This window comes from Faecalimonas canis (genome assembly GCF_054601575.1).
On sequence record NZ_BAAHSI010000016.1, the window covers coordinates 67552 to 80947 of the forward strand.

Annotated in this window: 13 protein-coding genes; all 13 read left to right on the forward strand. The window is 36.9% G+C overall.

Going from position 1 to position 13396, the window contains the following annotated elements; all coding sequences use genetic code 11:
• Nucleotides 1-147 precede the first annotated feature (147 nt).
• The 13 genes from ACYPXO_RS04870 (at nucleotide 148) to efp (ending at nucleotide 13364) form a co-directional block, all read left to right on the forward strand.
• On the forward strand, nucleotides 148-1656 hold the full coding sequence (locus ACYPXO_RS04870) for a YifB family Mg chelatase-like AAA ATPase (protein ID WP_459639527.1): 1509 nt from the start codon (nucleotides 148-150) through the stop codon (nucleotides 1654-1656).
• Between the two features lies 1 nt (nucleotide 1657).
• Nucleotides 1658-2743 carry a DNA-processing protein DprA gene (dprA, locus tag ACYPXO_RS04875; RefSeq protein ID WP_459639528.1) on the forward strand — a complete coding sequence of 362 codons (1086 nt, stop codon included), beginning with the start codon at nucleotides 1658-1660 and terminating at the stop codon, nucleotides 2741-2743.
• A gap of 35 nt (nucleotides 2744-2778) precedes the next feature.
• Nucleotides 2779-4845 carry a type I DNA topoisomerase gene (topA, locus tag ACYPXO_RS04880; protein ID WP_459639529.1) on the forward strand — a complete coding sequence of 689 codons (2067 nt, stop codon included), beginning with the start codon at nucleotides 2779-2781 and terminating at the stop codon, nucleotides 4843-4845.
• Nucleotides 4846-4987: 142 nt separating this feature from the next.
• A complete protein-coding gene (gene codY / locus ACYPXO_RS04885; RefSeq protein WP_459639530.1) occupies nucleotides 4988-5770 on the forward strand; it encodes a GTP-sensing pleiotropic transcriptional regulator CodY in 783 nt (260 codons plus the stop codon).
• A 72-nt stretch (nucleotides 5771-5842) separates the two neighbouring features.
• A complete protein-coding gene (locus ACYPXO_RS04890) occupies nucleotides 5843-6169 on the forward strand; it encodes a hypothetical protein (RefSeq protein ID WP_459639531.1) in 327 nt (108 codons plus the stop codon).
• 80 nt (nucleotides 6170-6249) lie between these two features.
• The gene (locus tag ACYPXO_RS04895; protein WP_459639532.1) at nucleotides 6250-6534 is read left to right on the forward strand and encodes a co-chaperone GroES; all 285 of its coding nucleotides are present in this window, start codon (nucleotides 6250-6252) and stop codon (nucleotides 6532-6534) included.
• A gap of 30 nt (nucleotides 6535-6564) precedes the next feature.
• Nucleotides 6565-8187: a chaperonin GroEL gene (groL, locus tag ACYPXO_RS04900; protein ID WP_459639533.1), complete on the forward strand. Its 1623-nt coding sequence runs from the start codon at nucleotides 6565-6567 to the stop codon at nucleotides 8185-8187.
• A gap of 115 nt (nucleotides 8188-8302) precedes the next feature.
• Entirely contained in the window at nucleotides 8303-8791 is a 489-nt protein-coding gene (locus ACYPXO_RS04905) for a DUF6106 family protein (protein WP_459639534.1), read from the forward strand.
• A gap of 132 nt (nucleotides 8792-8923) precedes the next feature.
• On the forward strand, nucleotides 8924-10378 hold the full coding sequence (gene guaB / locus ACYPXO_RS04910; protein WP_459639535.1) for an IMP dehydrogenase: 1455 nt from the start codon (nucleotides 8924-8926) through the stop codon (nucleotides 10376-10378).
• A gap of 162 nt (nucleotides 10379-10540) precedes the next feature.
• On the forward strand, nucleotides 10541-11215 hold the full coding sequence (locus ACYPXO_RS04915) for a peptidoglycan recognition protein family protein (protein ID WP_459639536.1): 675 nt from the start codon (nucleotides 10541-10543) through the stop codon (nucleotides 11213-11215).
• A gap of 26 nt (nucleotides 11216-11241) precedes the next feature.
• Nucleotides 11242-12210: a carbohydrate kinase family protein gene (locus ACYPXO_RS04920; RefSeq protein ID WP_459639537.1), complete on the forward strand. Its 969-nt coding sequence runs from the start codon at nucleotides 11242-11244 to the stop codon at nucleotides 12208-12210.
• Nucleotides 12211-12212: 2 nt separating this feature from the next.
• On the forward strand, nucleotides 12213-12734 hold the full coding sequence (locus tag ACYPXO_RS04925) for a YqeG family HAD IIIA-type phosphatase (protein ID WP_459639538.1): 522 nt from the start codon (nucleotides 12213-12215) through the stop codon (nucleotides 12732-12734).
• Between the two features lie 72 nt (nucleotides 12735-12806).
• Complete coding sequence (efp, locus tag ACYPXO_RS04930) at nucleotides 12807-13364, forward strand: elongation factor P (RefSeq protein WP_459639539.1); 558 nt, start codon at nucleotides 12807-12809, stop codon at nucleotides 13362-13364.
• Nucleotides 13365-13396: the final 32 nt, after the last annotated feature.

The following is a 13396-nucleotide window of genomic DNA, read 5'->3' on the forward strand; positions in this document are numbered from 1 at the left end:
AATGTTTGTCGGGAAACTTTTTATTGTATATAAAGAAAAAATGTGCTATGATAAACACATTCAGAAAACAATCTGTTTTCTTAATCATCAGGCGTTTCAGCCAAGTTTTCAATAATTTAGACAATAGAATGAAAGGAGAGAATGTAATTGTATAGTACAGTGTTGTCTGCGGCTATACATGGGCTAGAAGTAAAATGCATTCATGTAGAAGCAGACGTAAGCAACGGACTGCCCTTGTTTCATATGGTGGGGTATCTGTCATCGGAAGTGAAGGAGGCTGGAGAAAGAGTGAGAACAGCTATTCATAATTCAGGGTTTTTGTTGCCTCCGAAAAAAATTATCATTAACTTATCTCCGGCGGATGTGCGAAAGAAAGGTTCTGCTTTTGATTTACCAATCGCTGTTTCTGTTTTAGCATCTCTTGGATATGTTTCCGACAAAAAATTAAAAAACACTCTTTTTATCGGTGAACTGGGGTTAGACGGTAAAGTCCGTAAAGTAGCAGGAGTTTTACCTATTATAATAGAAGCAAAACAGCAGGGGTATAAGGCTTGTATCGTGCCGAAAGGAAATGGTTTGGAAGGTAGTATTATAGAAGGGGTACGGGTGTATGGTGTCAGAACTCTTAAAGAAACAATCGGTTATCTAAATGGTGAAATTCAATTATCTGAGGAGAAGAAACAGTTACCTAAAAAGCAGGAAAAACAGGAAGGGGATTTTGCAGAAGTTCGGGGACAGGCAATGTTAAAAAGGGCGACAGAAATAGCAGTTGCGGGAAATCACAATATTTTATTTATCGGTTCAGCGGGGATTGGAAAAACGATGATTGCCAGTAGAATTTCGACAATCTGTCCGCCGATGACAGAGGAAGAGTGTATTGAGGTCACGAAGATTTACAGTATTCTCGGAATGATTGATGAGGAAAATCCAATTATCAGAGAAAGACCGTTTCGCTCGCCCCACCATACATCGACAAAGGCGTCGTTAATCGGCGGAGGGAATATAGCTATGCCCGGAGAAATCAGTATGGCGAATCACGGAGTACTCTTTTTGGATGAGTTGGATCAGTTTCAAAAACAGGTTTTAGATGCACTTCGACAGCCGATGGAAGAGAGGGTAGTCCGCCTATCGAGAAAATCGGGAGTGTATGTTTTTCCCAGTAACTTTATGCTTGTAGGTTCATGTAATCCATGTCCGTGTGGAAATTATCCGGATTTGAATAAATGTACCTGTACCTCTGCACAGATTCAGCAATACTACAATCATTTCAGTCAGCCATTTCTGGATAGATTTGACCTGTCTATAGAAGTGTCAAAAGTACAGTATGAAGATTTAGAAGGTGGAAAAGAGGAAGAATCTTCAGCAACAATACGAAAAAGAGTATGCAAGGCAAGGGAAAGACAGTATAAGCGATATGGACATACAAAGACAAATGCTGAATTATCGTCTACAGAAGTGGCAGTATATTGTGAACTGGAGCAGAAGGAAAAACAATTTATGGGACAAATATTTGAGCAGATGGAATTAACGGCAAGAACGTACCATAAAGTATTAAAAGTAGCAAGGACGATAGCGGATTTAGCGGAGGAAGAAAAAATACAACTTTGTCATTTGCGTGAAGCGGTAGGATATAGAATGTTTGATAAAAGGAGATAAAATGCAGCAGGAAGAGAAATATGAATATTGGTTTGCCAATATAAAAGGCTTGACGGCGAGAAATAAAAGAGAGATAAGAGAAAAGATACAGTCTGCAGAAGAATTTTATTATATGGAAGAAAGTGAGCGGAAAAAGTATGTGGAGGAGGGGATTGATGAGTGTGTAAGAAAAAGTATAGATGAATGGAAAATAGAAAAGGAATATTCGGTATTAAAGGAGAAGAATGTGCAATTTCTTCCTTTTTTTCAAGAGAAATATCCATCTATGCTAAATGATTTGGAAAATCCGCCCTATGCCATTTATATGAAAGGTAAACCTATAAGAGAAGATACGTTAAAGGTAGCCATAGTAGGTGCAAGAAAATGCAGCCCTTACGGAGAGAGTATGGCGATTCGCTTTGCGGAAAAACTAGCTGAGAATAATATTGAGATAATAAGCGGTATGGCAAGAGGGGTAGATGGAGCAGGACAGAGAGGAGCGTTAAATGTGGGAGGATGTTCTTACGGTGTGCTTGGATCCGGTGTGGATATATGTTATCCGAGAGAACATATAGGATTATATGAGGACTTGCAGGAAAAGGGAGGAGTGATTTCAGAACAACCACTGGGAATGTCCCCGCTTTCGAGAAATTTTCCTGCGAGAAACAGAATTATCAGTGCCTTGGCGGATGTTGTTATTGTTATAGAGGCGAAAGAAAAGAGCGGGTCACTGATTACGGCAGATATTGCTCTGGATATGGGAAAAGATGTATATGCTCTTCCGGGACCTGTGAACAGTGAGTTGAGTAAGGGATGTAATATGCTTATCAGACAGGGAGCGGGGATACTTTTGTCCCCGCAGGATCTGTTGGATGAACTGCGGATTTCGACAAAGGAAGATGTGAAAAAGAAATTAAAAAGTAAAATAAGTCTTGAAACAGAGGAAAATATGGTGTATAGTTGCCTTGATTTGTATCCAAAGAATGTAAATCAGTTAATGATAGAAACAAAAATGGAGATTCCACAGTTGATAAATCAACTGGTATCTTTAGAAATGCAGGGATATATAAGAGAAATATCAAAAAATTATTATGTGAAAAACAATTAGACAGAAAAACTAATTGATTTTGGAGGAATATAATTATGGCACGAAATCTTGTGATTGTAGAATCACCGGCAAAAGTAAAGACGATAAAGAAATTTTTGGGAAGCAGTTATGTGGTAATGGCATCAAATGGTCATGTGAGGGACTTTCCGAAAAGTCAGTTCGGGATTGACGTGGAGAATGACTTTGAACCGAAATATATTACAATCAGAGGAAAAGGAGAGATTCTTGCCAGTTTACGAAAGGAAGTAAAAAAAGCAGATAAAGTATATCTTGCAACTGACCCTGACCGCGAAGGAGAGGCAATTGCATGGCATTTATATGTGGCTTTGAAATTGGAAGGAAAGAAAGTATATCGTATCAGTTTCAATGAAATTACAAAGAATGCAGTAAAATCAGCCATTAAAGAGGCGAGGGAAATCAATATGGACTTGGTTGATGCTCAGCAGGCAAGAAGGGCATTAGACAGAATTGTAGGTTACAGAATTAGTCCTCTTCTTTGGGCGAAAGTGAAGAGGGGATTGAGTGCAGGACGAGTACAGTCTGTGGCGCTTAGAATTATTGCGGACAGAGAAGAGGAAATTGATGCATTTATTCCGGAAGAGTATTGGACAATTGACACAGTGCTTAAAGTTGAGGGAGAAAAACGTCCTCTTATAGCAAAATTTTATGGAACAGATAAACAGAAGATAACAATTCGTTCTAAAGAAGAATTAGACAGTATTCTTGAACAGATAGAAAATGAAGAATATAAGGTGGCGGAAGTAAAGAAAAGCGAACGTTTGAAAAAAGCGCCGCTTCCATTTACGACAAGTACATTGCAGCAGGAAGCGTCAAAAGCATTGAATTTTGCTACACAGAAGACAATGAGAATTGCACAGCAGTTATATGAAGGGATTGATATAAAGGGGCAGGGAACTGTCGGTATTATCACATATCTTCGTACGGACTCAACAAGAGTTTCTGATGAAGCGGAGAGTAGTGTTCGAGCATATATACAAGATGTGTATGGTGAGAATTTTGTGTCTGAGGCAGAACCGAAGAAAGAAACAGGAAAGAAAATTCAGGATGCTCACGAGGCGATTCGTCCGACAGATGTGACAAGAACACCTGCATCACTGAAAGAATCTTTATCAAGAGAACAGTTCCGCCTGTATCAGTTGATTTGGAAGCGTTTTGTAGCAAGCAGAATGAAGCCTGCAAAATACGAAACGACTTCTGTAAAAATCGGGGCAGGGGAATATAGGTTTAATGTGTCTGCATCTAAAGTTGTTTTTGAAGGCTTCCGTTCTGTTTATATCGAATCAGATGAGGAAAAAACAGAAAATAACGTTCTTGTAAAAAGCATAACAACAGATACGAAACTGACAAAATCAGATATTGAAACAAAACAGCATTTTACACAACCACCGGCACATTATACGGAGGCATCACTTGTAAAAATTTTGGAAGAACTTGGAATTGGGCGTCCGAGTACTTATGCTCCGACGATTTCTACAATTATTGCGCGACGCTATGTATCAAAAGAGCAGAAAAACCTGTATTTAACGGAAATTGGTGAGGTTGTCAACAATATGATGAAAACATCTTTCCCAAGTATTGTGGATGTGAACTTTACTGCCAATATGGAAGGCCTTTTAGACAGAGTTGAGGAAGGGGTAGTAGAGTGGAAATCTGTTATTCGAAACTTTTATCCGGATTTAGAAGAGGCAGTTGAAAAAGCGGAAAAAGAATTGGAAAGTGTTAAGATAGAAGATGAAGTGACAGACGTTATCTGTGAAGAATGTGGAAGAAATATGGTTATCAAATATGGACCGCACGGACGATTTCTAGCCTGTCCGGGATTTCCTGAATGCAGAAATACGAAACCTTATTTAGAGAAAATAGGCGTATCTTGTCCAAAATGTGGAAAAGATATTGTACTTAGAAAAACAAAAAAAGGAAGAAAATATTATGGCTGTGAAGATAATCCGGAATGTGATTTTATGTCATGGCAGAAGCCTTCCAAAGAAAAATGTCCAAAATGTAATGGTTACATGGTGGAAAAAGGTAATAAATTACTATGTGGTGACAAGGAGTGCGGGTATATCACAGATAAAAAATAAATAACAAATAATTGAATATGAAAATTTCTTGAAAAAACTAGAATTGTATGATAATATGAAAAAGTAATAGAATGTTTTGAAGTTTATATGCGAAAACATATGAAACAGTTGATAATAGCAAAAAGATACGGAGGAAAGAAATATGAGTGTTCAATTATTAGACAAGACAAGAAAAATTAATAAACTGCTTCATAACAACGATTCCAGCAAAGTTGTATTTAATGATATTTGTGAAGTGTTGACAGAAATTTTGGATTCCACAGTGCTTGTAATCAGTAAAAAGGGAAAAGTGTTAGGTGTGAGTGAATGTGATAAGGTAGCACCTATCAATGAACTTGTACAGGAAGAAGTTGGAGCGTATATTGATTCACTTTTAAATGACAGATTATTAAACATTTTATCTACAAAAGAAAATGTAAATTTACAGACTTTAGGTTTCACTCCGGAAGTTGTACAGGGGTATCAGGCAATGATAACTCCGATTAACACGGCAGGAGAAAGACTTGGTACATTATTTATGTACAAGAAAGATGCCTTGTATGAAATTGATGATATTATTTTAAGTGAGTATGGAACTACAGTTGTAGGTCTTGAAATGCTTCGTTCTGTAAATGAAGAAAGTGCGGCTGAAACAAGAAAAGAACAGATTGTAAAATCGGCAATAAGCACGTTATCATTTTCAGAATTAGAAGCAATTGTTCATATTTTTGATGAACTGGAAGGAACAGAGGGAATTTTGGTAGCAAGTAAGATTGCAGACCGTGTAGGTATTACCAGAAGTGTAATTGTAAATGCCTTGAGAAAATTTGAAAGTGCCGGAGTAATTGAATCCCGTTCATCAGGCATGAAGGGAACTTACATCAAAGTTATTAACGATTATGTGTTTGAAGAATTAGACAGAATCAGAAAGAACAGAAGCAGATAGTGTAAGAGATGAGGGTATCAGGAAAATGACTGATACCCTTGTTTAATACATGGGAAGAAAGGAACAGTCACTATGGAAATATCAAAAGCAAAACTTAAAATGAAAAAGAGCCTTTTGGCAGAGGATCTTATGGATGACAAAACATATCATTGTGATGTTATGAGGTATGACAAAGAAGAAGAGAGCATATATTTGATTTTGAGAGATGAAAAACTTGTGGACATATCATTAGACGGTATTTATGAGTGTGTTATCTATCGTGGCAGTGTAGGAATTAAATGTGAAGGACGCATTGTAGAAAGATATGTGAATCAGGATGAAAGAATCATGCGTTTTCGAGTGGAAAAGGGATTTTATAAAATAAATATAAAGTATGTTGACAAAGAAGAAACAGAGTGATATTTTATTACTAGAGCGATTTAGCACTCGCTTTGATTGAGTGCTAATAACATGAAATCAGTATTCAAGGAGGAATTGACATGAAATTAGTACCATTAGGAGACAGAGTTGTATTAAAACAGTTAATAGCAGAGGAAACAACAAAATCAGGTATTGTTTTACCGGGACAGACAAAAGAAAAACCTCAGCAGGCAGAAGTTGTTGCAGTAGGACCTGGCGGAACTGTAGATGGCAAAGAAGTAGTTATGCAGGTTGCAGTAGGAGATAAAGTAATCTATTCTAAATATTCAGGAACAGAAGTAGAATTAGATGATGAAGAATATATCGTAGTAAGACAGAATGATATTTTAGCAGTGATTAAATAGTATTGAAGATTTCTTAGGAGGTTGATAGAAATGGCAAAGGAAATTAAATACGGAGCAGAAGCGAGAGCAGCATTAGAATCAGGAGTAAATCAGTTGGCAAATACAGTAAGAGTAACATTAGGACCGAAAGGAAGAAATGTTGTACTTGATAAGTCTTTCGGAGCACCATTAATTACAAATGACGGTGTGACAATTGCAAAAGAAATTGAATTGGAAGATGCTTTTGAGAATATGGGAGCACAGTTAATTAAAGAAGTTGCTGCGAAAACAAACGATGTAGCAGGTGACGGAACAACAACAGCTACAGTTCTTGCACAGGCAATGGTTCACGAAGGAATTAAAAACCTTGCTGCAGGAGCAAATCCAATCGTTCTTAGAAAAGGAATGAAAAAAGCGACAGAAGTTGCTGTAGAAGCAATCGCATCTATGAGCAGTAAAGTAGAGAGTAAAGACAGAATTGCAAATGTAGCATCAATCTCAGCAGGAGATACAGAAGTAGGTGCTATGGTAGCGGATGCAATGGAAAAAGTTTCAAATGACGGTGTTATTACAATCGAAGAATCAAAAACAATGAAAACAGAGTTAGACCTTGTAGAAGGTATGCAGTTTGACAGAGGCTACATTTCAGCATATATGGCAACAGATATGGAAAAAATGGAAGCAAACTTAGAAGACCCATATATCTTGATTACAGATAAGAAAATTTCTAACATTCAAGAACTTCTTCCATTATTAGAGCAGATTGTTCAGTCAGGAGCAAGACTTTTAATTGTTGCAGAAGATATTGAAGGAGAAGCACTTACAACATTAATCGTAAATAAATTACGTGGAACATTTAATGTTGTAGCAGTGAAAGCACCGGGATATGGTGACAGAAGAAAAGCGATGTTAGAAGATCTTGCTGTTTTAACAGGTGGTCAGGTTATCTCTGAGGAACTCGGATTAGACTTAAAAGAAACAACTTTAGACCAGTTAGGACGTGCCAAATCCGTAAAAGTACAGAAAGAAAATACAGTGATCGTAGACGGATTGGGGGATAAAAATGCGATTGATGCCCGTGTAGCACAGATTAAAGCGCAGATTGAGGAAACAACGTCTGAATTTGATAAAGAAAAATTACAGGAAAGACTTGCAAAACTAGCAGGAGGAGTTGCGGTTATCCGTGTAGGTGCAGCGACAGAAACAGAGATGAAAGAAGCAAAACTTCGTATGGAAGATGCACTTTCAGCAGCCAGAGCAGCTGTGGAAGAAGGAATTGTAGCAGGAGGCGGTTCTGCGTACATTCATGCCTCTAAGAAAGTTGCGAAACTTGCAGAAACTCTTGAAGGTGATGAAAAAACAGGTGCGAATATTATTTTGAAAGCATTAGAAGCACCACTATTCCATATTTCTGCAAACGCAGGGTTGGAAGGCTCCGTAATTATTAACAAAGTAAAAGAAAGTCAGATCGGTATCGGATTTGATGCTTATAACGAAGAATATGTAGATATGGTTGAAGCGGGTATTCTTGATCCGGCAAAAGTTACAAGAAGTGCATTACAGAATGCGACAAGTGTAGCATCTACATTATTAACAACGGAATCTGTTGTTGCAAATATTAAAGAAGATGCTCCGGCAATGCCGGCAGGAGCAGGTGGAATGGGTATGATGTAATCGAATAAAGATACATTCCGGTATATAAGTCTACCTTAGATATTTTTATCTGAGGTAGACATTTTTTATTCATATGTGATACAATAATAAGAACATCAGAATATGGAGGAAAGATATGAATGATTTTTACACAGAACAGTTGGTAAAACGAAGAACAACAGGGAAAGTGATGTTTGCAAAAGCAGGATTGATTATTCTTACGTTGTTATCGCTCATACTTTTGCTGAAAACTCCGTTTGCATTTATTCTGACGGCGGCACTGATTGCAGCAGACATATTTTTATTTAGAAATATGGATTTGGAGTATGAATATTTATTCGTGAACGGAGAATTGGACGTAGATAAAATTATTGCTCGTTCAAAGAGAAAGAAAGTTTTTTCTACTAATTTGGAAGAATTGGAACTTCTTGCTCCAACAGGGTCAAGTGAACTTCGTCTTGTACAGGCAGAGAAGACATACAATTATAGCAGTATGGCAGAAGGAAGCAAGACGTATGAATTGATTGTTTCTCAAAAAGGACAAAAGATAAAAGTGATTTTTGAACCAAACGATACGATTTTAAATGGGTTTAAAACGCTCGCATCAAGAAAAGTCATTATTTAGTCTTGACAGAACGGAAAGTTTTATGTAATATAACGTTACCTTATAAAAAAAGATATATAATAAGTAGTACTTATTAATATTTAAAACAGAAAGTAACAATGCAACAAGAAACGAAAGAGAGGAAGGAAAATCATGGGAAAAATTATTGGAGAAGGAATTACATTTGATGATGTGCTTTTAGTACCTGCATACTCAGAGGTTATTCCAAACCAAGTGGATTTGACAACTAATTTAACAAACAGCATTCAATTGAATATACCAATGATGAGTGCGGGAATGGACACGGTTACAGAACACCGCATGGCTATTGCAATGGCAAGACAGGGTGGAATTGGTATTATTCATAAGAATATGTCAATTGAAGCACAGGCAGATGAAGTGGATAAGGTAAAACGTTCGGAAAACGGTGTAATCACAGACCCATTCTATTTATCACCTGAACACACACTTGCGGATGCTAATGAATTAATGGCTAAATTCCGTATTTCAGGTGTGCCGATTACAGAAGGAAAAAAATTAGTTGGAATTATTACAAACCGTGATTTAAAATTTGAAGAAGATTTTACAAAGAAAATCAAAGAATCAATGACTTCAGAAGGGTTGATTACTGCACCGGAAGGAATCACTTTAGAAGAAGCAAAACAGATTTTAGCAAAAGCAAGAAAAGAAAAACTTCCAATTGTAGATAAAGATTTTAATTTAAAAGGATTAATCACAATCAAAGATATTGAAAAACAGATTAAATATCCATTATCAGCAAAAGATGCAAAAGGCCGTTTGTTATGTGGTGCTGCAGTAGGAATTACAGCAAACTGTCTGGAACGTGTAGATGCCCTTGTAAAAGCACAGGTAGACGTTGTTGTTATGGATTCTGCACACGGACATTCAGCAAACGTATTAAAAACAGTAAGAATGGTAAAAGAAAAATATCCTGAATTGCAGGTGATTGCAGGAAATGTGGCAACAGGAGAAGCGACAAGAGCCTTAATTGAAGCAGGAGTTGACGCTGTTAAAGTTGGTATCGGACCTGGATCTATCTGTACAACTCGTGTTGTTGCAGGTATCGGTGTACCACAGATTTCCGCAATTATGGATTGCTACGAAGTAGCAAAAGAATATAATATTCCAATTATTGCAGATGGTGGTATTAAATACTCAGGAGATATGACAAAAGCAATCGCAGCAGGTGCTAACGTATGTATGATGGGAAGTATTTTTGCAGGTTGTGATGAAAGCCCGGGAACATTTGAATTATTCCAGGGAAGAAAATATAAAGTATATCGTGGAATGGGTTCTATCTCGGCAATGGAAAACGGAAGTAAAGACCGTTACTTCCAAGCAGATGCGAAGAAATTAGTTCCGGAAGGTGTTGAAGGACGTGTAGCTTATAAAGGAACTGTAGAAGATACTGTATTTCAGTTAATGGGTGGACTTCGTGCAGGTATGGGATACTGTGGAGCACCTACAATTGAAACATTGAAAGAAACAGGAAAATTCGTTAAAATTTCAGCAGCATCTTTAAAAGAAAGTCATCCTCATGACATCCACATTACAAAAGAAGCGCCAAACTACAGTGTAGACGAATAAAAATAGCAGAGGGAATGGAGCGTATAAGATACGTTCCATTCTTTTGTGTTATGCGGAGAAAATATCAGAATAATCTTAAGAAATTTGTAAGTAAGTTTTTACGAAAAACGGATAAAAGTATGCTAGAATGACAATCAGTAAAAACAAATGGAGTTACAAAAGATGAAGAAGAAACGAATGACAAAACGGAGAAAGAAAAGAAGAGTACAGTTATATACCCGAGTGGGAATTGTGCTTATGTCTTTTATTCTTATGGCATTAAGTATGATGAAAATATTTCATTTTGGAGTATTCGGCAGCGAGGCAAAATATACGGAGGAAAACGGTGCGGAGATTGATAAAAGTAAGCCGGATATAGATGTACAGTTGATTACACCGAATCCGTATTCAAGACCTGAAACAAAGACAAAGAGAATAAAGGGGATTGTAATTCACTATACAGCCAATCCCGGTTCAACGGCAATGCAGAATAGAAACTATTTTGAAGGATTAAAAGATAGTCATCAGACGAAGGCAAGCAGTCATTTTGTTGTGGGAATAGAAGGGGAAATTGTACAGTGCGTACCTACATGGGAGGAAGCGTATGCATCTAATACGCGCAATGAGGATACGATTTCTATTGAAACCTGTCATAAAAAATCTGATGGAAAATATACTCGGCAAACATATAAATCTATGGTACAATTAACTGCATGGTTATGTAAAAAATTTGACCTGACAGAAAAAGATGTAATACGTCACTATGATATTACAGGGAAGAATTGCCCTAAATATTTTGTAGAAGATGAAAAGGCGTGGGAGCGGTTTAAACAAGATGTTGGAAATGTACTGCGCTAATAAGTGGGTGGAGAGAAGGTAAATCAATGAAAACATATGATGTAATTGCAATGGGCGAGTTACTTGTTGATTTTACGATGAATGGGGAGAATGAAAGAGGAAATGCTATTTTTGAGGCTTGCCCCGGCGGAGCACCGTGTAATGTACTTGCAATGCTGAGTAAATTAGGGAGGAAAACTTCGTTTTTAGGTAAAGTAGGAAGGGATTCTTTCGGTGAGCAGTTGAGGAATACATTGAGTGACTTAGGGATTGATACTTCTCATTTATATGAAGATACAACTGTGCATACGACACTTGCTTTTGTTCACACACTTCCGGATGGCGACAGGGACTTTTCTTTTTATAGAAATCCGGGTGCGGATATGATGCTGACAGAGGAAGAGATTTCCGAAGAATATATTCGTCAGGCACAAGTGTTTCACTTTGGAACGCTTTCCATGACGCATGAGGGAATTAGAAAGGCGACAAAAAAGGCGGTGGAACTGGCAAAGAAAAATGGGATTCTTATTACATTTGATCCTAATTTACGCCCGCCTTTATGGAAATCTTTGGAAGAGGCAAAAGAGCAGATGAAGTATGGTTTCTCAAAGTGTGATGTGCTGAAAATTTCTGATAATGAATTGCGGTTCATATCAGAAAAGGAGGATTATGATGAAGGAATCTGTATTTTGCAGGAAAAGTATGGAATACCGCTTATTTTTCTGACGCTGGGCAAAGATGGGAGTAGGGCATACTATAAGGGGTGGCGTGTTGAAGAAAAAGGATACAACGTTCGGGTGACAGATACAACCGGTGCGGGCGATACATTTTGTGGAAATATTATACATTATGTATTACAATATGGATTAGATACACTCACGGAGGAGAAACTTCGCGAGATACTTGTTTTTGCAAATAGTGCTGCGGCATTGGTTACAACAAAAAAAGGAGCAATCTGTTCCATGCCGGAACGGGAAGAAATACTATCATTAATAAAGAAAGAGAAAAGGATGTAGAAATGTTTAAGAAGTTTTTTCCGGATGATTATAAAGCGTCCACATACATTATTCCGTTTGAGGATTTGTATAAAGAAGGATACAGAGGACTTATATTTGATATAGATAATACGCTTGTGCCTCACGGAGCGCCGGCTGATGACAGGGCAAAAAAATTGTTTATCCGTCTGAAAGAAATTGGTTTTCAGTGCTCTCTTTTGTCAAATAATAAAGAAGGCAGGGTAAAGATGTTTAATGAAGAAATAGGTGTGAATTACATTTATGATGCCCATAAACCTTCCACAAAAAATTATAAAAAAGCAATGGAAATCATGGGGACAAATTTGCAAAGTACAATTTTTATCGGCGACCAACTTTTTACTGATGTGTATGGTGCAAAACGTACCGGAATTAGAAATATTTTAGTGAAACCGATTCATCCAAAAGAAGAAATACAGATTGTATTAAAGCGATATTTGGAAAAAATCGTACTGTATTTCTATAAGAAAGAGCGTAAAAAGCAAAAAAAGGTTGAAAAACTATAAAAACTATTATAAAATTATATGCAGTAAAAAGAAATGGAATATGTCTTAGACATACTATTAAGGAGGATTATAATGATTTCAGCAGGAGATTTTAGAAATGGTGTTACTCTTGAAATTGAAGGGAACATTTATCAGATTTTAGAATTTCAACACGTAAAACCTGGAAAAGGTGCAGCGTTCGTAAGAACAAAATTAAAAAATATTATCAGTGGAGGAATTGTTGAAAAAACATTCAGACCAACTGAAAAATTCCCTAAAGCACATATTGAAAGAAAAGATATGCAGTATTTATATACAGACGGTGAATTATATCACTTCATGGATGTAGAAACATATGATCAGATTGCGTTAAACGAAGAAACAATCGGTGATGCACTTAAATTTGTAAAAGAAAATGAAATGGTTAAAATCTGTTCACATAATGGAAACGTATTCGCAGTAGAACCACCATTATTTGTAGAACTTCAGATTACAGATACAGAACCTGGATTTAAAGGTGATACAGCGCAGGGTGCTACAAAACCTGCTACAGTTGAAACAGGAGCAGTTGTATATGTACCGTTATTTGTAGAACAGGGAGATGTTCTTAAAATTGATACACGTACAGGAGAATACTTATCAAGAGTATAGTAAAAAACAGGAGGGATATGGCTTTAATCATG

Excerpts from the sequence above, each read along its gene's own strand:
- dprA (WP_459639528.1), top strand. The coding sequence starts at position 1,658 with ATGCAGCAGGAAGAGAAATATGAATATTGGTTTGCCAATATAAAAGGC.
- topA (WP_459639529.1), top strand. The coding sequence starts at position 2,779 with ATGGCACGAAATCTTGTGATTGTAGAATCACCGGCAAAAGTAAAGACG.
- codY (WP_459639530.1), top strand. The coding sequence starts at position 4,988 with ATGAGTGTTCAATTATTAGACAAGACAAGAAAAATTAATAAACTGCTT.
- ACYPXO_RS04890 (WP_459639531.1), top strand. The coding sequence starts at position 5,843 with ATGGAAATATCAAAAGCAAAACTTAAAATGAAAAAGAGCCTTTTGGCA.
- ACYPXO_RS04895 (WP_459639532.1), top strand. The coding sequence starts at position 6,250 with ATGAAATTAGTACCATTAGGAGACAGAGTTGTATTAAAACAGTTAATA.
- groL (WP_459639533.1), top strand. The coding sequence starts at position 6,565 with ATGGCAAAGGAAATTAAATACGGAGCAGAAGCGAGAGCAGCATTAGAA.
- ACYPXO_RS04905 (WP_459639534.1), top strand. The coding sequence starts at position 8,303 with ATGAATGATTTTTACACAGAACAGTTGGTAAAACGAAGAACAACAGGG.
- guaB (WP_459639535.1), top strand. The coding sequence starts at position 8,924 with ATGGGAAAAATTATTGGAGAAGGAATTACATTTGATGATGTGCTTTTA.
- ACYPXO_RS04915 (WP_459639536.1), top strand. The coding sequence starts at position 10,541 with ATGAAGAAGAAACGAATGACAAAACGGAGAAAGAAAAGAAGAGTACAG.
- ACYPXO_RS04920 (WP_459639537.1), top strand. The coding sequence starts at position 11,242 with ATGAAAACATATGATGTAATTGCAATGGGCGAGTTACTTGTTGATTTT.
- ACYPXO_RS04925 (WP_459639538.1), top strand. The coding sequence starts at position 12,213 with ATGTTTAAGAAGTTTTTTCCGGATGATTATAAAGCGTCCACATACATT.
- efp (WP_459639539.1), top strand. The coding sequence starts at position 12,807 with ATGATTTCAGCAGGAGATTTTAGAAATGGTGTTACTCTTGAAATTGAA.